The organism is Cytobacillus sp., from assembly GCF_032154635.1.
In the GTDB taxonomy this organism is placed as follows: domain Bacteria; phylum Bacillota; class Bacilli; order Bacillales; family Cytobacillaceae; genus Cytobacillus.
The window spans coordinates 1-19,206 of sequence record NZ_JALDXW010000032.1 but is presented as its reverse complement, the minus strand read 5'-3'; the positions used below and the strand labels follow the sequence as shown (position 1 = coordinate 19,206).

15 protein-coding genes and 1 riboswitch are annotated in these 19,206 nt (G+C 39.8%); of the genes, 5 read left to right on the top strand and 10 right to left on the bottom strand.

Annotated elements, in window-relative coordinates:
• Nucleotides 1-156: 156 nt before the first annotated feature.
• The 8 genes from RUH74_RS18640 to RUH74_RS18605 form a co-directional block, all read right to left on the bottom strand.
• The gene (locus tag RUH74_RS18640; protein ID WP_313802722.1) at nt 157-1,554 is read right to left on the bottom strand and encodes a cobyrinic acid a,c-diamide synthase CobB; all 1,398 of its coding nucleotides are present in this window, start codon (nt 1,552-1,554) and stop codon (nt 157-159) included.
• Nucleotides 1,533-2,363 (bottom strand): cobalamin-binding protein, encoded by an 831-nt coding sequence (locus RUH74_RS18635; protein WP_313802721.1) that lies wholly within the window; start codon nt 2,361-2,363, stop codon nt 1,533-1,535. Before RUH74_RS18635 ends, RUH74_RS18640 begins: the two co-directional genes overlap by 22 nt.
• Before the next feature lie 19 nt (nt 2,364-2,382).
• Nucleotides 2,383-2,931, bottom strand: a complete 549-nt coding sequence (locus RUH74_RS18630) for a cob(I)yrinic acid a,c-diamide adenosyltransferase (protein WP_313802720.1) — start codon at nt 2,929-2,931, stop codon at nt 2,383-2,385.
• Nucleotides 2,932-2,990: 59 nt separating this feature from the next.
• Nucleotides 2,991-3,824 (bottom strand): ABC transporter ATP-binding protein, encoded by an 834-nt coding sequence (locus RUH74_RS18625; RefSeq protein WP_313802768.1) that lies wholly within the window; start codon nt 3,822-3,824, stop codon nt 2,991-2,993.
• A 6-nt stretch (nt 3,825-3,830) separates the two neighbouring features.
• Entirely contained in the window at nt 3,831-4,871 is a 1,041-nt protein-coding gene (locus tag RUH74_RS18620) for a FecCD family ABC transporter permease (protein ID WP_313802718.1), read from the bottom strand.
• Nucleotides 4,868-5,872: an ABC transporter substrate-binding protein gene (locus RUH74_RS18615; RefSeq protein WP_313802716.1), complete on the bottom strand. Its 1,005-nt coding sequence runs from the start codon at nt 5,870-5,872 to the stop codon at nt 4,868-4,870. The genes RUH74_RS18620 and RUH74_RS18615 overlap by 4 nt, the downstream gene beginning before the upstream one ends.
• A gap of 169 nt (nt 5,873-6,041) precedes the next feature.
• Nucleotides 6,042-6,231, bottom strand: a riboswitch (cobalamin riboswitch).
• Nucleotides 6,232-6,398: 167 nt separating this feature from the next.
• Nucleotides 6,399-7,769, bottom strand: a complete 1,371-nt coding sequence (locus tag RUH74_RS18610) for an MATE family efflux transporter (protein WP_313802714.1) — start codon at nt 7,767-7,769, stop codon at nt 6,399-6,401.
• Nucleotides 7,770-7,999: 230 nt separating this feature from the next.
• Nucleotides 8,000-9,538 (bottom strand): bifunctional metallophosphatase/5'-nucleotidase, encoded by a 1,539-nt coding sequence (locus RUH74_RS18605; RefSeq protein WP_313802712.1) that lies wholly within the window; start codon nt 9,536-9,538, stop codon nt 8,000-8,002.
• Nucleotides 9,539-9,668: 130 nt separating this feature from the next.
• Here RUH74_RS18605 and RUH74_RS18600 point away from each other — a divergent pair, with 130 nt between their 5' ends.
• The 4 genes from RUH74_RS18600 (at nt 9,669) to phnE (RUH74_RS18585) (ending at nt 13,178) form a co-directional block, all read left to right on the top strand.
• Nucleotides 9,669-10,721, top strand: a complete 1,053-nt coding sequence (locus tag RUH74_RS18600) for a phosphate/phosphite/phosphonate ABC transporter substrate-binding protein (RefSeq protein ID WP_313802710.1) — start codon at nt 9,669-9,671, stop codon at nt 10,719-10,721.
• 66 nt (nt 10,722-10,787) lie between these two features.
• On the top strand, nt 10,788-11,549 hold the full coding sequence (gene phnC, locus RUH74_RS18595) for a phosphonate ABC transporter ATP-binding protein (protein WP_313802708.1): 762 nt from the start codon (nt 10,788-10,790) through the stop codon (nt 11,547-11,549).
• Nucleotides 11,546-12,355, top strand: coding sequence for a phosphonate ABC transporter, permease protein PhnE (gene phnE, locus RUH74_RS18590; RefSeq protein WP_396230100.1), 810 nt, complete (start codon nt 11,546-11,548; stop codon nt 12,353-12,355). The genes phnC and phnE (RUH74_RS18590) overlap by 4 nt, the downstream gene beginning before the upstream one ends.
• Before the next feature lie 13 nt (nt 12,356-12,368).
• Nucleotides 12,369-13,178 carry a phosphonate ABC transporter, permease protein PhnE gene (gene phnE, locus RUH74_RS18585; RefSeq protein WP_313802706.1) on the top strand — a complete coding sequence of 270 codons (810 nt, stop codon included), beginning with the start codon at nt 12,369-12,371 and terminating at the stop codon, nt 13,176-13,178.
• Between the two features lie 163 nt (nt 13,179-13,341).
• On the opposite strand, the gene RUH74_RS18580 is transcribed toward phnE (RUH74_RS18585), so the two are convergent.
• Nucleotides 13,342-13,863: an ECF transporter S component gene (locus RUH74_RS18580; protein ID WP_313802704.1), complete on the bottom strand. Its 522-nt coding sequence runs from the start codon at nt 13,861-13,863 to the stop codon at nt 13,342-13,344.
• Between the two features lie 699 nt (nt 13,864-14,562).
• Nucleotides 14,563-18,276, bottom strand: coding sequence for a S8 family serine peptidase (locus tag RUH74_RS18575; protein WP_313802702.1), 3,714 nt, complete (start codon nt 18,274-18,276; stop codon nt 14,563-14,565).
• 715 nt (nt 18,277-18,991) lie between these two features.
• Between RUH74_RS18575 and RUH74_RS18570 the strand changes: the two genes are divergently transcribed.
• A complete protein-coding gene (locus RUH74_RS18570) occupies nt 18,992-19,147 on the top strand; it encodes a hypothetical protein (protein WP_313802700.1) in 156 nt (51 codons plus the stop codon).
• Nucleotides 19,148-19,206 lie beyond the last annotated feature (59 nt).

Below are 19,206 nucleotides of genomic sequence, written 5' to 3'. Positions count from 1 at the left end.
ATAACACCTGTCACCGAAAGCAATTCAACTAAATTCTGTCTAGTATTTCTTATTACTGCTTCATCTTTGCATAAGCGGACAGAACCTAGCCCCCTAATCATACTACAATTGATTATGACAAGCATATTTCTAAAGGAGTTAGAAAGAATTAATCAACTAACTCAAATGGTGAACCACCTTATATTCACCATTTTTAAACATCACACACTGTTCCACCCAGCGCTGTGCAAGTTCAGGTGCAGAACCAAAATGGATATGTGTATATCCTGCGACAAGATTGTTTAATAAGAAGCCTTCATGCTTTGTCCCTCTTAACCCAGTTGTAGTATATGCTGATGCAAACTCCTGAGAAGACTCAAAAGTTGAGTAATGAAACTCATGTCCTCTTGCTCGGTCATTCGGTCCAATTAAGTAATTCTTGTCCATTCCTGTTACTTCCCGATAACCAAGTGCGGCAAGCCTCGTATGCATCTTCACCTTGCCAGGAATCAAGCCAGCCATCGGATATTCCTCTCCGCCAACCGTTTCAATCGATTCGGACAAGAACATGAATCCTCCGCATTCTGCAACCGTAGGCATCCCCCTTTGGATAGCTTCCCGAACAGATAGGAGGACGTCCTTCTGAACTGATAAAGCAGACGCAAACTCTTCTGGAAATCCACCACCTATATATAGTCCATGTACATTCGAAGGAACCTGTTCCCCTTTAAGTGGGGAAAAAAAGATAAGCTCCGCTCCACAATGCTCTAACAACTCTAAATTTTCTGGGTAGTAGAAGTGAAAAGCCTCATCCCATGCAACCGCCATTCTTATTTTACTTACTTGCTTTTGTGTTCCAAATAAAATATTTGAAGATTCAATTGTTTCTGACCCCATTATTTGATATAGATGATCTAAATCGAAGTTCTTTTGAATCGTATCTGAGAGTAAGTTGAAGAAAGGCTTAAGTTCTCCACGTTCAATGGAGGGAATAAGTCCAAGATGACGCTCAGGCATGCAAAGGCGATCATCCTTTGCTAAGTAGCCGATTACAGGGATCCCGCATTCTTTTTCTACCGCTTTTCGGATTAACTCGTAATGGCCTGTACTTCCCACACGGTTCGCCACAACCCCACAAAGATGAATGGCAGGAGATAATTTTTGAAACCCCTTTACGATTGCAGCTGCGCTTCGTGCCATCCCACCGCAATCAACCACAAGCAGAACAGGACTGTTTGTGATCATAGCAATTTCTGCAGCACTCCCTGTATCAGAAAGTGGATCCTTTCCATCAAATAACCCCATTACTCCTTCGATAATAGCCACATCTGCTTCTTGGCAACCACGTAAAAAAATTTCCTTTACTGCTAAAGAACTGCACATCCAGCTATCTAAATTTCGAGATTTCCTTCCAGTCACAGCAGTCTGAAACGTTGGATCAATATAATCGGGACCGCATTTAAATCCTTGCACGGTATATCCTAACGATTGATAAGCTGCCATTAGACCAATAGCTACTGTAGTCTTTCCAACACCACTCCCGGTTCCTGCAACTACAATTCGTTTGATGGACATAACCATTCCTCTGCTTTCTGCTCATCATATGCTGGAAAAAGGTTCGGATGAAGCAAAACACTAAGTTTTTGTATACCGAGTAACAAACGCGGAGAGGGTCTGCAATAAAGGGATTCCTCCATTACAATTATCCGGTTATCCTTAATGGCCCTCATTTCTGGCCAATCAGGCCGTTGTTTAAGCAATTGCGGCTTCATTTGTTTTTCCTTCACACCAACCCATGCCATCAATATATAATCGGGATTACGCTTTCTTACGTCCTCCCAATCTGTTTTCACACTGGCCCGCTCATCGTCTGCGAATACATTACTGCCACCAGCTATATGGCTAATTTCGGTTAACCAATTTGTACCACCCGGAGTAAATACTGGCTTTGGCCACCATTCCCAATACAATCGTGGCCGCTCATCAATCTTCCGTCCAAACTCCTTATACATCTCCAATAATCCATTATATTTATCGTATGCAGCTTTCCCAATCGCTTCTTGTCCTGTTGCTTTCCCGACCTCAAGGATATTATCTCCGATATCAGACAAGCTATTTGGATTAAGCGTGATAAAAGGTAATCCCCTCTCCTGTAAACGAACGATGTTCTTCTCCATGCCAGGCACCGATAATGATGCAAGAACTAAATCTGGCTGCAGCGCTTCAACAGCTGCCATGTCAATATTCAAATCAGAACCTAATCTAGGCAAATCATTAATCTGTACAGGCCAATCAGAGTAGTTATCCACGCCTACGATGCTTGATGTCAGCCCCATAAATCCGAGAAGCTCAGTATTACTTGGACACAACGATACAATTTTCATCAATTTCCCCTCTCTTTTCTTAGAGCTCTATCCCCATAACAGCTGGTATCCCCTCATCATAATAATGCTTAGTCACATTCACATCTGAAACAAGATCTGCCGTCTCAACGATCCTTGAATTCGCATTTCTTCCTGTTAGAACAAGATGCATCCCTTGAGGGCGATGGGAAATGAGATCCAGTACTTCTTGAATCGGCAGCACATCATCAATAGGAAAACGATTGATTGCCAGTGCGTTATTGATTTCATCTAGGATGACAAGATCATGCTCACCTGCCATCACTCGCTCCTTCGTATACGTCCAGGCTTCTTTTAGTGCAGAACGATGCTCTTCAGGGGTTTTTGTCCAAGTGAATCCAATCCCTTTTTGGACCATTTCAATTCCTAGCTTGTCAAAAACAAGTTTTTCTCCATATGTACGCTGGGGAGATTTAATAAATTGAATCATTAGCACTCTTTTCCCCCGGCCATATGCCCTTACAGCAAGCCCTATCGCTGCCGTTGTTTTTCCTTTGCCATCTCCTGTGTAAACAAGTGTTAATCCCCGTTCCTTACTTGGTTTACTCATTGCTTATTCCTCCTCATGTTAATTAGATCCATCTGCTCCCTCATGCAACTTGTATTATCTTATTGGCAGATTTCCATCTGTTCAATTCTCCTATTTGCAGGTACCGACCGCTGAGCAATACTTTCTCCCTGAAGAATAATTTGTGGTAAACCATAAACCGGATGCTGCATCACTATGGGAGAGGTACCATAAACTTCCTCAATTAAATCAGTCCGAATAATATCCTCTGGGGATCCAATCGCCAGAACTCTCCCGTTATGTAAAAGCAACAACCGATCACAATAGAGTGCTGCTAAATTTAAATCATGCAGAACTGAAATAACCGTCAAGTCATCTTCCAGCTGCCATTCTCGAATGCGATCCATAAGCAGGATTTGATGGCCGATATCGAGATAGGTAGTTGGTTCATCAAGCATCAGAAGCTTTGGCTGCTGTGCCATTGTCTTGCCAAGAGCTACTCGTTGCCGCTCTCCTCCGCTTAAGTTTTCTAGATGGCGATCACTTAAATCATTCAACCCCATTTTATCGATAATTGAATCGATAAGCCGTTCAATGTCTGTTGTTTCTTCTCCGAGCCAATTTTGAAAAGGAAATCGTCCCATTTCGATTACTTCTCTTACTGTAAATCCAATCGGAGGCAGAGATTCCTGCTGCAAAACAGCCAGCCATTTGGCCAGTTCTTTTCGTGTATATTGTTCAATCTGTTTCCCACTTATTTCAATTTTTCCAGCCGACTTACTTTCCACACCAGACAATAGCTTTAGTAATGTAGACTTTCCGCTTCCATTCGGTCCAATAATTCCTAGGCATTCTCCACGTTTAACTGAAAAACTAATCTCCTCAAGCACTGATTGGTTATCAAACCGTTTACTTAAGCTATCGACTTGAATAATCATTCATCAATTTCCCCCTGACATTTGCTTGTTTCGGCGAAGCAAGTATGCAAAGAATGGTGCACCAAGAACGGCGGTCACAACCCCGAGCGGAATTTCTGTCGGGCTAAGTAATGTACGCGCAATCGTATCCGCCCAAAGCACATATATGGCACCAAAGATCACTGTCAAAGGCAGTAATAGCCGGTAATCTGGTCCAACTAGTAATCTCACTAAATGCGGGACAACAAGCCCTACAAAGCCAATCGTTCCAACGATTGATACGGCAGCAGCAGTAATTAAGGTAGATACGATCAAAACAACCAGCCGTGTTCGTTTAATATTGACACCTAAATGTGCTGCCTGCCGCTCTCCTAATGCAAATAAATTCAATGTTCGCCCATACGACAACAACACGACAAGCCCAATAGCTAAATAAGGCATGAGCACAAAGGCAAATGACCAGCCTCTAAGGGCTAAGCTTCCCATCAGCCAAAAGACAATCTCATTTACCACCTGATCGGACATGGATACCATAAAGGAAACAATAGCCCCTAAAAATGCTGAAACAACAACACCTGATAAAATGATGGTTTCTAATTTATACTTTCCTTGTACATTGGCTAAACGGAGCACAATTAGTAAGCTAATTAACCCTGTTACAAATGCAACCAAGGGAATCGTCCAAGCACCAAATAAAATCGTATGAAAGCCAAATAAAATGATGAATGCCGCACCTACTGCTGAACCAGATGCTACCCCTAGCGTATACGGATCAGCTAACGGGTTGCGTAGTACTCCTTGAAAACCGGCACCAGCAAGTGATAAGCACGCTCCAACAAGGATAGCAAGAAACACCCGTGGCAAACGAACTTTCAAGATGATTTGCTCAGATGATGCTGCCCAATTTGGATCTATTACATTTTCCAGATATGGAAGCTGGTGTAGAATAATTCCCCAAACATGCGAAAGAGGCAAATTAGCAGACCCAAGTGACAAACTAACAATCACTGAAAGAAGAAGGAGAACGATTCCCGCTCCCCCCCATAATGCTAATCTTCTCTTCATTTCTTAAACAAATCCGGATAGATGGCTTCAGCCATTTGTTTAAGGGCATCTGTTATTCTCGGACCAGGTCTAGACATAATATTCCCTTCTATTCCCGTCAAGTTGCTGTCTTGAATGGCGGTAATCTTCTCCCAGCCATTTCGTGATTTTATTAGTTCTTCTAGCGGTTTCCCAGACTTATCATCAACAGTACCAGCGGTATACAGAATCACATCTGGATTATCCTGAATGATCTTCTCTTCATTAATTGCGTTCCAGCCCTCCATATCCGCGGCAACATTAATGCCACCAGCCATCGTAATCAGCTCATCCATAAATTCCCCCTTGCCTACCGTCCAGCCTGGGGAAAATTCGATATATACTTTTTTCTTATCTTCTTCTTTAAGAGCTGCTGCCGCTTCTGTAACTGTGCTAATATCATCCTTCATTTTCGCCACAAGCTCTTCTGCTTTTTGCTGTGTATCTGTAATGACGCCAATCTGGATAATATTGCTTAAAATATCTTCCATTTTTTTCGGTTCCGTTTTATATAAAGGAAGGTCTAACCCGCGAAATTTCTCGACAATATCATCTTTCATTGAAATGCCGCCGATTACTAGGTCTGGATTAGCTGCGATAATTGCTTCCTCATTCGGCTTTGTTACGCCTCCCACCTTCGGCTTCGTTTGCGCTTCTTTCGGGTAATCATCAAAATCTGATACACCGAAAACTTTATCTCCCAGCCCTAAAGCAAACAGAATTTCCGTCTCTGACGGGGAAGTAGAAACAATACGCTCGGGTGCTTTTTCAAAAGTTAATTCCAATCCTGTTGCATCTTTCACTGTAAGCGGATAGACCGTTGCTTTCTCACTTGTTTCGGTCTCAGGACTTCCGTTACTTTCCACTTCTGAGGACGCCTTTTGTGCAGAGCTGTCTTTTTCTGCCCCGTCATTTCCTGTCCCACAAGCACTGATAGTCAACGCTACCAGCATAGTCAATAGTAATGCCAAAAACTTTTTCATACTCATTCCTCTTCCCTTCATCTATGGTTCGAGATGAGCTTGATAACTTGAAGTCTTTTACTAAACAACGAAAAAAAGCCTTGCTTCCATTCGGAAACAAGGCATGCAAAAACCAGACAAATAAAATAAATTTATACTGATTAAGCCTATCCTTTTCCGCGAAGGATTTCGTTGGCAAGCTAAATAGGCAGGTTTCCTGGCTTACGGGTAACGTGACTTCCTCTCCTTCCCATTCCTTATCTGGAACAGTGGTACTGCGAGGTTATCCCCGAATAACAGTGGCGGGACCGCGCCGGATTCACACCGGCTTCCCTTTTAACCTTATCCAATGATAAGGCACCTACTAGCTATCAAAGATTCAATTGTTCAAGCAATATTCTCAACTAGCATTATAGCATTATTTCGAGTTATTTGAATATGTAGTTTAGTCACACAAAGCAAACTAGGTTGTCATTCGCACGAAGAAACTACTATATTCGCCGTCTGCCCAATTATATCCGCCAACATCTCTAATGCCAGAAGCCTATTACCCTCTATTTTCTGCCATTTCATAGTTGGCTGCCTTTTTCTTCAACCACGGCTTAGATAACCAGCGTCTTAATGCAAAGATTCCTCGAATCCATTCATCAAACCCTTGAGCAATCCAAATTCCCAGTAGCCCTAATCCAAAGATAATTCCGAAAAGGTAGCTAAATACGACCGCAACACCCCACATGCAAATAATACCTATAACAACAGGAAAACGAACGTCACCGACAGACTTTAACGACCCCATCAGTACTATGTTCATCGCACGTCCAGGTTCAATAAATACAATTGCCCAGAGAACAGGGAGTCCGATCGAAATGATACTGGATTCATCTGTAAACACGGCTAATACCGGCTCGCCAGTAAGGGCAATCGCAAGCGATACAACTAATGAAACAACCATCGAGATTTTTAATGTTTTAAGTCCTCGTTTTAGCGTTCTGTCATAGTCCTTCGCTCCAATATAACGCGCGATCAGCAGCTGGGTCCCTTGAGCAATTGCCATTGTGAATAAATAACAGAGCATGGAAAGATTAATAATATACACACGGGCTGCTAATGCATCGTCTCCAATCATGGCAACAAAGCTCGTAATCACAATTTGTGAAAGCTGGTAGGAAAGGTTTTCTCCAGCTGATGGAATTCCAATGTGGAAAATTTCCTTTATATCTGTTTTATGGATAGAAAAGGCATCTTTTATCGAAAACTTTAAAGCTAATATTTTATTAACAAAGTAAAGCAAAGCGAGAACGAGAAATACCCTAGCAATTATGATAGAATACGAAACGCCTGCAACTCCTGTTACCGGCAGGCCAAACCAGCCTTTGATCGCAATAAAGTAACCGACAACACAAATCATATTCATTATAACCGTCATAACCATCGCTTCTTTTGTATGTCCATAGCTTCGCAGAACAGCACTTAATGCGAGGGAAATGGCTTCAAGTACAAGCGAGAATCCTGTAATGGTTAGAAATATATGAGCAAAGACATGAATCTCCCCGCTTAGCCCATAGAATCGTAAAAATACATTCCCAAACAGTACGACAACTGCAGTCATTACGATACCAACCCATAAATTGATCCCAAAAGCAGAACGTGCAAGCTCACGTGCCCGTTTCAGTTGGTTCGCACCTAAATTTTGACCGATTAAAATCATTGCTCCAATGACAGTTACATTAAAAATCAAGATAAAGATATTAATAATCTGATTAGCTACCCCAACACCCGCAACAGCCTTATCTGAGTAGCCGCTTAAAATTAATGTCGCAATAATCCCGACACTCATATGCAAGGAAATTTCAATAAAGAGCGGCCACGTAATACTAAACAATGATTGATTCTGATACTTGTTATTTTCGCTTGGCACTAGTCAAACCTTCTTTTCTAAAAAGATATGGAACTTAGTTTACTCTAAAATCTGTTTAAAAGGAAATGGTCAAGTTATTTTAGCGGACGGATGATTAGAGTGATTGAAGCAGTTTGTCATAAATAGAAAAGGACCCAAAACAGACAAGTCATACGCTAACTTGCTTATTTTGGACCCGTTCCTATTTATATGCGGTGCTGCAATATACTATTTTTAAAGACGTGTTGTTTTTAATATAAGATTTTCATATTATTCATTGGCTTAGCCTGAATGGTGCCGTGGTTAATGAGATAATCAGCAATCATTTCTGTCATATCAGTTTGTATATCTTTTATAACTGGGCAATCCTTAAAATAATCAAAGTTCCCTGCGCCTGTAGCTCGGTAATTGTTCATGACTACCTTATATATGCCCTCCGCTTGCAGCGGTTCACCATTGAAAGTCACTTCGACCACACGTTTTCCTTCTGGATTACGTAAATCAATTGTGTAGTCAATGCCATTCCAAAGATCATAATTATAAGGCTGTTCTTTAGGCGATTGGAAGGCTTCTGAAACAACTGGTTTCCCATCTGCCAATTTAAAATACGTCGCGGACTGCTCAAGTGCCTCAATAATATGTTGACCCTTTACCTCTAATACCTTCAATGTGTTCGGATAAATATAGTTCGTAACGATATCCCGCATCGTTACGTTCGGATTAAACCCGCGGCAGCTATCACTGAAAATAGCCATGCATGAAATGGACGTGTCTGCCACTTCATTCTGAATGCGATTAATAAATTCAACATATGGATGCCCATTTAGTCTCGCATGAAAAGGGCTATCTATAAGCATATCTCCTTCTATCTTTCCAATGCTTTGGTCAAGCCAGTTCTCCGTTTCATTATAAATCGGAGCGATTAAATTTTTTATTGTATCATTTAATGGAATGTTATCCATATAAATAAGGGATGGTTCGGATTTTTCTACTTTCCCGCTATCATTTATTGTCAGTTCAATTTTGCCTAGACAAACCCCTTTCGTACCAGGCTGCACAACTGCCTTCCCGAATAGATGCTGGGCTATTTCACGATGCTGATGACCTGTAATCACAGCATCTACCCCTTCAATTTCTTTACAGATTTGATAACCGACATTTTCCCGGGAACTTTCAAGTAATTCTCCAGTTTCTAAATCAGATTCAAACCCTCCATGATAGGCAATAATCATCACATCTATTGGATGATTGGCACGGAGCTGCTCCACTTCTCTTTTTGCTGCTTCAAAGGCATCCTCAAAAATAAGTCCCTGTATCCTCTCAGCCTCTTCCCAAATGGGGACGAACTGTGTTGTAACGCCTACAATCGCAATGTTAACACCATCTATTTCCTTAATGGTAGATGGCGCCGTGAAATAGGTTCCATCCTCCCGTTTTATGTTAGCTGCAAGCCAAGGATAATTGGATTCCTCAACTACTTTATTTAACACAGGTAACCCGAAATTGAATTCGTGGTTTCCAAATACCGCCATATCATATTTCATTGCATTCGCCAAGCGTACAACTGAATTATTCGTATCAGCTTTAAAACTTTGTTCATAGTAAGTTAATGGACTTCCTTGAATAAAATCGCCATTTTCTATTAATAAGACATTCCCGCGTTTTCTTTCTTCCTCAATTGCCGTTGCCAGCTTCCCTAATCCTAATGGCATATCCACATCACCTGAAAAATCAGTTGGCATTATATACCCATGGACATCACTAGTAACTAAAATTGAAATCTTTTTCATTGTACACCTCGGTATGTATGCTTTTTACAAACTTTACATTAAAAAAATATAAAATTTATATAATTATTTCCCCAATTTTAACAGATTTAATTTATACTAGTCTAGTATGCATATATATAGGAGGTAAGTCATGAAAAAGTTTTTCACATTAATGCTAGTACTTTTATTGAGCGTTTCACTTGCAGCATGTGGCTCAAACGAAAGTAAATCTGACAAGGGAGGCGACGATGCAAGCGGAAAGAAACTAGACAAGCTTTCAATTGCATTCGTTCCATCTCGTGACCCTGATGAAATTATTACTGCAACTGAACCACTTAAAGATCTGTTAAAAACAGAATTAAAAGGTTTAGGCTATGATGTTGGCGAAGTTGAAATTACAGTTGGAACAAACTATGAAGCTGTTGGTGAAGCATTATCAGCTGGTACAACAGATATTGGTTTAATCCCTGGCGGTACATATGTGCTTTATGATGATGGTGCAGAAGTGATTTTAACTGCAACTCGTGCTGGACTAAGCAATGATTCTGACAATCCAGCTGATTGGAATAAGAACAAGCCTACCGAAAAGTCCGATAAGCAAACAAACTCTTATCGTGCACTACTAATTGCTGGTCCTTCCGAAAAAGGTAGAGAACTAGCTGAAAAAGTGAATAACGGTGAAAAGCTTACTTTCGAAGACTTAGACAACGTTAACTGGAACGTAATGTCTTCTTCTTCTCCAGCAGGTTATATTTACCCTGCATTATGGTTAGATGAAAACTTCGGAAAAACAATTACTGATCTTTCTAAAGTTGTTCAGGCTGATTCATACGGAAGTGCCTTCGGACGCCTAGCTTCAGGTCAAACAGATGTACTAGTTACTTATGCTGATGCACGCATTGACTTTGCTGATCAATGGGGTTCTGAATTTGGCCGTTCCGCAACAATCTGGGATGAAACAGATGTTATTGGCGTAATGCCAGCTATTTACAACGATACAGTCAGTGTTAGCAAAAACTCAGAGAATATGAATGATGATTTAAAAGCTGCATTACAAAAAGCATTTATCAATATTGGCAATTCCGATGAAGGGAAAGAGGTAATTGCAATATATAGCCACGATGGCTATCAAGAGGCGAAAGACTCTGACTACGATAATGAGCGCAAAGCGCAAAAGCTAGTTCAAGAACTAAGTTCTAACTAAATACAATGAAATAAAGAGGGGACATGTTGCGTGTTCCCTTTTTTTAAGCAAAGGTAGGATTTCTGCATGATAAAATTTCAAAATGTAAACAAAAAGTATGACAATGGATACGAAGCATTAAAGGATATTAATTTAACCATTGAGCAAGGGGAATATGTAGCAGTCATTGGGCTATCTGGTGCAGGAAAATCTACACTGATCCGCTGTATTAATCGGATGCATGATATTTCATCTGGCTCTTTATTGGTTAATGATGTGGAGGTTTCTACATTAAAGGGGAAAGAAATTCGCAAGCTTCGCCGGGGAATCGGAATGATTTTCCAATCGTTTAACCTCGTTAATCGCATTTCCTCATTAAAAAATGTCCTTGTCTCCTTTGTTCCTGATATGCCCATATGGCGAAAGGTTCTAGGTTTATATACAAAAAAGCAAAAGATTGAAGCATTAGAAGCGCTTGATCGAATGAATATATTGGATAAAGCCTTTACCCGTGTTGACCAGCTATCAGGCGGCCAGCAGCAGCGTGTAGCATTAGCTCGGACTCTTGCTCAAAAACCAAGCATTATTTTAGCCGATGAACCTGTTGCTTCACTAGACCCAATTACAGCAAAACAAGTAATGACTGACTTTCAAAGAATAAATGAAGAAATGAATATGACAATTATTATTAACATTCATCACGTAGATTTAGCACTTGAGTATGCTACACGTGTCGTTGGCATTCGCAGTGGTGAAATTGTCTATGATGGACCAGCAAGTGAAGTAACAGAACAGATCCTAGAGCACATATACAATGGGAAGCTTGAAGAGGAGCTGAGTGGTAATTGAACATTTTAAAAGCCAAATCAGTTGAGTTACCAAATGGCAAAACCGTAACTTTTAAACGTTCAAAAGCTCCATGGATTATTTTAGTCTTGCTCATTTGCTTCTATTATTCTGTTCAAATCACAGGTTTTGACTTGCAAGTATTAGCCAAAAGAATCGGGCAGTTTTGGGTGATCATTGGTGATATGATTCCGCCAAACTGGAAATATCTTAACAAACTTTGGCAGCCGCTTTTTGACACAATAAAAATGTCATTATTAGGTTCTATTTTAGGATCTATTTTTGCTTTACCGCTTGCTTATCTTGCATCATCTAATATGATTAAAAATAAACCTGTTGTAGCAGCATTCAAATTTATTTTAAGCTTATTACGCACATTGCCTACGCTAGTTGCGGCACTAATCGCAACCTTTGTATTTGGTATAGGGACAATGGCAGGTACCGTTGCTATTTTCATTTTCACGGTTGCTTATGTTGGAAAGCTTTTATATGAGGCAATCGAAAATGCTGACTTAAAGGCGTTTGAAGCAATGCATTCGATGGGACACACAACCACCTCGGCATTTCGCTGTGCGATTATGCCGCAAATATTACCAAACTATCTCTCTAATGCGATCTTTTGTTTCGAAGGAAATGTCCGCTATGCTGCTATTTTAGGTTATGTTGGCGCGGGTGGTATCGGACTGATGCTAAACGAAAGCCTAGGCTGGCGTAATTATGCCAATGTAGGCATGATTCTACTATTGCTCGTGGTCACCGTATACATTATCGAATCCATTAGTGAATATTTCAGAAAGAAATTAATGTAGGGGGGTGATCACAATGAATTCTATCGAGAAACAACTATTAAATGAACCAAAGCGCATTGTGCAAAATGTGATCACCGCTGTTATTTTATTTGCATTTATCATGTGGTCTTTAACTGCCGTTGATTTATCCAATTTTACTAGCAATGGTCTAGACATCGCTAAAAACATTTTACTAGGGATTGTCACACCAAATACAGATTTGCTTTTCACATTCAATACAAATGGTGTTCCATATTTATTAGTAGAAACAATGGCAATCGCCTTTTTAGGGACAATTGTTGGGGCTATTTTAGCTATCCCTCTTGCCTTTTTATCTGCATCTAACATTGTGCCCAAGCCAGTTGCTTTTCTCGTTCGTTTATTTTTAATTTTTGTGCGAACCATTCCGGCAATTGTATACGGTTTAATGTTTATTCGTGTAACTGGCCCAGGGCCATTTGCCGGTGTTTTAACAATGGCATTAACTTCGATTGGGATGCTTTCCAAACTTTTTGTGGATGTCATTGAAGATTTAGAAGTGAATATTTTAGAATCCCTTGAATCCATTGGCTGTACACCTTTTGAAAAAATTCGCTACGGAATCATTCCACAATTATCAGCCATGTTTATGTCCATTGTTATTTACCGCTATGATATGAACCTGCGTGATGCCGCAATCCTTGGATTAGTTGGCGCAGGCGGTATCGGGGCTCCATTAATTTTTGCAATGAATGGCTATAAGTGGTCTGAAGTTGGTTCTATTTTAATTGGATTAATGATCCTAATCTTAATTGTCGAATTAATATCTAATAAAATTCGTAATAAACTTGTTAGAGGTTATTAATATCAATAACTACTTTATATAAAAAAACAGACACCCCCCTGAAAAACGGATTGAGTTCTTCAGGAGGGTGTTTTTTCATAATGATTATTAATTGTAATGTTTTAACGGAATTTCTAGTAGAAAATGAAGCTTTAAAAAACATATAATTTTATTTTGTCATCAGTCAGGCACTTTTCTTTAAGCGTGCTGCAAGAGGAACTGCAATAATACCTGCTATTACAACCTGCATAATATTGCCTGGAATAGAGCCAAACGGCAGGATCCAGTTTCCGTAAATTATTACTTCGGCAAAATAATAGCCAACAACCTTTATTATAAGTGCAACTGCAACTGCTAGAGAGTTAACAAGGATTCTCTTACCAGGTGCTTTTTCAGAAATAAAGCCCGCCAAAAAGCCCATTAAACCAACAATAATAAATGTAAATGGCGCCCATACTGCCCAACCAGATAGAAGATCAAAAAAGGCCATTCCGAAGGCACCTGCAATGGCACCTGTTTTTTTGCCGTAAACTAAAGCTGCAATAAATAGAGGTACATTCCCTAAATGGATCAGCCCCCCGTTCCCCATGATTGGGAGCTTTATGTTAATGAACATCGTGGCTACTAGCGTTAATGCAATGAATAGTGCGTTAATGACTAAGGTTTTTGTTTTAGTTGTTTCTGTCTGTACGAATGTTGAACTCATCTGCTGAACCTCATCTTTTTTTAAAAATAATATCATATAAACATACATTTAATAAACGGAAAAAAATGTTAATTATTTCTAGAAAGATATTTTTTAAAATTAAAACTACAAGTGTTCTAAACTGTTGTTCTTTTGCCAATCTCTTTGCTATTGAACCAATTCAGGAACATATGTATTCGATCGATAAGCAGTTGGCATATTAGATAACCTACCTTCCTATTATTATATTCTATCAACTTTATTGATACTTCTTTATTTCAAGTTGCGAACGATAGTGATTTCCCGCTACGAACGAAAGCGTGGAAGCAAAGTCTATAAAGGCTGATTAACAAGATAGAAGGATCTCTTCCCCTCATTTAGATAAAGTTTATTAGAATGTATCTTTTAAGACAAGTTTCACTCCACGTGTATCGGCTGCCCTGCTTGTGCTTGGTAACCGCCCTCTTCTAAAATGCAGAAATCACATGATGATTTCGTGTAATCAACATTTGTATTTCCAGTTTGTCTGCTACATCTTTTCAAGACATCCTTTACACAACAGATCACAACGAAAGGCGAACAACTATTATAATAGTAGAATTTACACTAAAAAATAGAGAAAAGTGAATTTGAACATACTCAAATTCACCTTTCTCATTATTTGAAGCTAGTTATGTCCCAGCCTCTTCTTCTTTTATTTAAATTATTTTACCAATATTATTAAAACCAGAGCATGGCGCTATTTATTCTTGGTAATCTAGGAGGTCTCTCCCCGCCATCAGGGTCAGCAACAATAACTGTTAACTTCACAGTGTTCTCGCCGTATGTGACTGTCACTTCTGTGAATCCTGCTTTCTTAGCAGTGATTACACCATTCTGAACTGTCGCAATGCTTTCGTTTGCTACATGGTAGGTAGCTTTTTTCGTTACATCTTCTTCTGTTATATTATCACCGATTGTTGTTACTTCCATAACCTTTAAATGATGTGTTTTTCCTTTTTCGATGTTTACATAAGGACCCATCTCACTTGAGGCTACATTTTCTAGTTTCAAGCTGATTTCCTTATCTGGTTCAGGTTCTCCTTTAACCACTGTCACAGCTACCGTTACGGAGTTTTTGCCGTAAGTAATTGTAACAGTAGTTTTCCCTGCAGCCTTCGCCGTAATAACTCCTGCTTCTACTGTTGCGATACTTTCATCGGCTACTCTGTAAGTGGCTTTAGCTGTCACATCTTCTTCTGTCACTTCGTCGCCATCCTTCGTTGTTTGAGTTACCTTAATCGCTGCATTTTTGCCTTCTTCAATTGTTACATCTGATTGATCGACTGATAGGCTAGTTTCAGCTGCATTTTCTACAGCAAAATCTGCCTTGCCTTTATTTCCAGCAGCATCATCTACATGTACTGTAACTGTATCTGCTTCTTGTGTTAATTCGATTTCAAATGTACCGTCTTGGTTAAGTGTTAATGGTACTGCCGTGCCCGCATTCCCATCTTTTGTGAGTACGTAAGAAGCCTTAAGTTTTGTGTTGAGGTCGTAATGAAGTCCGTAATCCTTTAGTGTTTCATTGTAATCAATGTACTTATCTGTTATTTGTCCCCTCAATTTGTTCTCTGCCACTTCACCATCAATTTTAGGCTTTGTTGATTTTACAACAATAGGACCAACATAGTCCCCGATAGTTGGCGGGTTACCTGATGCTGTTTCAGCTGTAAGGTCAATTGTATATAGACCATCAGGAATTTTTGTTAATTGTGAGGCATTTTCCCAAGGCCGGTATTGTCCCTTAATCGGTAATTGGTAGGAGCCAGCGCCTAAGGAATTAGCTGCATGCAAGTAGCCGATATACCCGTCTCCATATACGCCACCTTCAGGGTTTTCAAAATCCCAAATTTCAATAAAGTTTGTCTTCAAATCACCAGTCACAGTGAAGTAAAGCATTGCTTCGTCCTTTACACCGTCACCGTCGAAAGAAAGATCCGTTTCGGTGATACGCATATCCTTGATTTGAACCGCTGCCTCTCCGCCGAAATCTGCTGCAAATGGCAAGGATACATGATTTTCGCCACCATTAATATGAATATAGCCTAGGATTTCATCTCCCGCTTTGGCAGCAGCGTTTTTCGAAGCTGTTAATGTTACATTTATTAGCTGTTCGCCATTTGGAGCTAATGTAAAGGATGGCTTGTCAATTGATAATGCTGCATCGGCAAACGACTTTGTTACGTCTACTTGCACATTAAAGCTTCCACCTGCTCCTTTAAGATCTTTCACACGAATTTGCTTTGTAACAGAAATGTCCTTGTCCAGTTTTTGTGGACCGAATGTAACAGTTCCTTTAATATTCGGTACAATTTCACCGGAAGAATCAAGTAATGCTTCATCTTCAGCATAAGCAAGCACGCTTGGAAATGCAGCTGCATATGCATCTACACGGCCCGCTCCTTGAGTGAAGACATCATAATTACTAGTGTTAAGGAGTTTAGCTGTATTTGAGATCGCAACCTTTACATCAAAGGCATTCCAATCTGGATTTGCTTGTTTGACGAGTGCGGCAATTCCAGCGATATGAGGTGCTGCCATAGATGTTCCTGTGAAACGGTCATAGGATTCTTCGTAGCTTGCTTCAGGGAAGTCCCATTTATAAGCTGGCACAGAGGACATGATGTTTGTTCCTGGAGCTGTTACATCTGGTTTTATATCGAAGTTCGGTGTAGATGGACCACGTGAACTAGAGTCATTCACATCGTCACCTAGCGACTTTTCCGAGCCATAGTTTCCAAATGTAACCGTTCCTTGTCCATTTTTCAAAGCATTACGGATTGCTGTTCCGTCCGTTACTGACATATCTATCGTTGGAATGAAGGCAAATGAATCACCTAAGAACACGTTTGATACATCAGGTGCATTTGTTCCGCCTGAGAAGTTGTGGATAATTGCTGCAATAGCACCGTTTGCCTTCGCATTGGCAATTTTATCAACGAATGCAAGGCTTCCCCGTGCGATAAGGGCAACTTTCCCATCTACATCAATTCCATCATAGTCGGATACAGCACCAACATTTGGTACAGCAACAAGCTCATACTCGCCATTCAGCTGCTGTGCAAGATCTTGTCCAAAAGTTGTTCCCATAAATTTTAATTGTTTCGTGTAGTTGTAATCTTCACCAACCTTGATTGTTACTAATCCGTTATGCTGTGTTTCTGGATTAGTCGTGTTACCAACTACAATTCCAAGTCGTGATGTTCCAGGAGTTGTTACTGTTCCACGATTTGGACCTGAGTTACCGGATGAAATAACCGAGATCACTCCTGCCATCATGGCGTTGTTAATCGCAAATGATGCTCCATCTGTTTCTGAGTTTGACTCTCCACCAAGTGAAAGATTAATAACATTCATTTTTTCATTAACCGCATGCTCGATAGCAGCAATAATTCCTGACGTCGATCCGCTTCCATATGCTCCAAGTACGCGGTAAGCATATAGATCAATTTCTGGGGCAATTCCTTTAATTCCGTATTCATTGGCACCAATGGCAGCAATTGTTCCTGCAACGTGTGTGCCGTGATCCGTATAGAAGGCGCGTCCCTGTGCATTGAATTCTGGCTGGCTAGCCGGGCGCTCTTTCGGTGATGTTTCACGAGCATCATCATCTGCCCGTTCGCGAGTATAGGTAGAGCTGTTTGGAATAAAGTTTTTTCCGCCCTTGTAGATTCCTTGGAATTCTGGGTGATCTGGATCAATCCCAGTATCAAGTACAGCTACCTTGACTCCCTTTCCTTTGTACCCTTTATCCCAAAGCTTTTCAATGCCTAAAAAGGAGATACTAGTATTCATCTTTGTCTCGTAATCTACAACCTTTTCAAGGTCTGATGATGAATCAGCTGGCTTTTTATCATCTAATACATGAACAATTGCATCTGGTTCCACCAATGTGATACCTGAAACTTCGAGAAGCTTTTTGAGGTCATCCGCTTTTACTTTGGCTGCAAAGCCGTTAAGAACCGTATCATAGGCAAACCCTTTATCAAATGAGATACCCTTAACTCTCATTTCTTTATCGACAGATGCCTGCTGTCTTTTTATTTTACTGCGGATTTGTGAGATCTGGGAGTTTGATAGTATTTTTCCTTTTAGCTCTTCCATTCCTTTTTCTAATGCTACCGGCTTTTCTGATAGGTGAATGATAACTGGAATCTTTTCAGTACCTGATTTATCCTCTAAATCTTTATGCAGCTTTGGTAAACCTTCAATTGCCTCTAGCTGCTCTGCAATTGCTGCCTTTAGCAGCATATTTCTCTCACTTTGTTGCTTCTTAAATGCTTTTAAGTCAGTTGTTTCAGTTGCTGTCGCCGAAACAGGCAATACTAGCGAGAGCACCATTATAAAGGCTAGAATACTACTAAATAGCTTTGTAAACTTCCTTTTCCTCAATTCACTTCCCCCTTCTCCTCTTCTGTCCTTCATAATGGACACTATTATTCTATTTTCTTACTTAAGTATTAAAATCAATTTCATTCTCTAAAGTTAAAGAATGAATGATGGTTTACTGCTGATCTTTCTGTTTTAGTGAAGAAATTTGTTGTAAAAGTATTCTCCTCCCTCCGTTTTTAATTTGCTAGTCACTATTCTTCTCACACCTTCCTTTTTGTTCTTCATAAAGAACGTTTTGGCCAAAAAAAATGAAATGAAAGTTAATTCGTTTCATTTAATTGAATTATACTACAATATTCCGAAAATAAAAACAATAAAACGAATGTTTTTTTCTTAATTAAGAACAATAGAGTAGTTGATTGGAGGAAATGTATATTTTTTCCGGAGTTCCTCTTTTTTAGTAATAAAAATATCGCATCAACGAGCAGCCATGTTTCCAGTTATCAATCAAATACTTGATAGAGAATGGTTGTATTTTAAGAGAAAAACCGTTAAAGTTTCACTAATATTCTTTATTAAGAACATCAGATAGATTACCTCTTCACTCGTATTGAATCCTGAATATCTATTTCCTGTTTAGAAACGTGAATGAAAAAAAAGTTGGTGATAACTTTATTTACAGGCACTTTGTGATTATTTTTTACTAGGTAATTCCTTTACTAAATAGATTTAAACAAGTGGAATGGATCGAATATGATAAAAGGGGGATGATACAATGAATAAAAAAAAGTTAATCGGGTGCTTCCTGGCAGGGGTATTTTCAGTTGGGATGATTGGCGGGGTTGGGGGTTCAGTATTTGGGATGACAACTCAGGAAAACGATAAAGTGAAGCAATCTCCGGATTATTTAACGGACACTATAACTCTCTAAAAAGGCGATTTCCATATTTACGATCGGAAATCGCCTTTTTAACCTGCTGCAATTGAATA

Coding starts and splice junctions, on each gene's coding strand:
- RUH74_RS18640 (WP_313802722.1), bottom strand. CDS start 1,554: ATGTCCATCAAACGAATTGTAGTTGCAGGAACCGGGAGTGGTGTTGGA.
- RUH74_RS18635 (WP_313802721.1), bottom strand. CDS start 2,363: ATGAAAATTGTATCGTTGTGTCCAAGTAATACTGAGCTTCTCGGATTT.
- RUH74_RS18630 (WP_313802720.1), bottom strand. CDS start 2,931: ATGAGTAAACCAAGTAAGGAACGGGGATTAACACTTGTTTACACAGGA.
- RUH74_RS18620 (WP_313802718.1), bottom strand. CDS start 4,871: ATGAAGAGAAGATTAGCATTATGGGGGGGAGCGGGAATCGTTCTCCTT.
- RUH74_RS18615 (WP_313802716.1), bottom strand. CDS start 5,872: ATGAAAAAGTTTTTGGCATTACTATTGACTATGCTGGTAGCGTTGACT.
- RUH74_RS18605 (WP_313802712.1), bottom strand. CDS start 9,538: ATGAAAAAGATTTCAATTTTAGTTACTAGTGATGTCCATGGGTATATA.
- RUH74_RS18600 (WP_313802710.1), top strand. CDS start 9,669: ATGAAAAAGTTTTTCACATTAATGCTAGTACTTTTATTGAGCGTTTCA.
- phnC (WP_313802708.1), top strand. CDS start 10,788: ATGATAAAATTTCAAAATGTAAACAAAAAGTATGACAATGGATACGAA.
- phnE (WP_313802706.1), top strand. CDS start 12,369: ATGAATTCTATCGAGAAACAACTATTAAATGAACCAAAGCGCATTGTG.
- RUH74_RS18580 (WP_313802704.1), bottom strand. CDS start 13,863: ATGAGTTCAACATTCGTACAGACAGAAACAACTAAAACAAAAACCTTA.
- RUH74_RS18570 (WP_313802700.1), top strand. CDS start 18,992: ATGAATAAAAAAAAGTTAATCGGGTGCTTCCTGGCAGGGGTATTTTCA.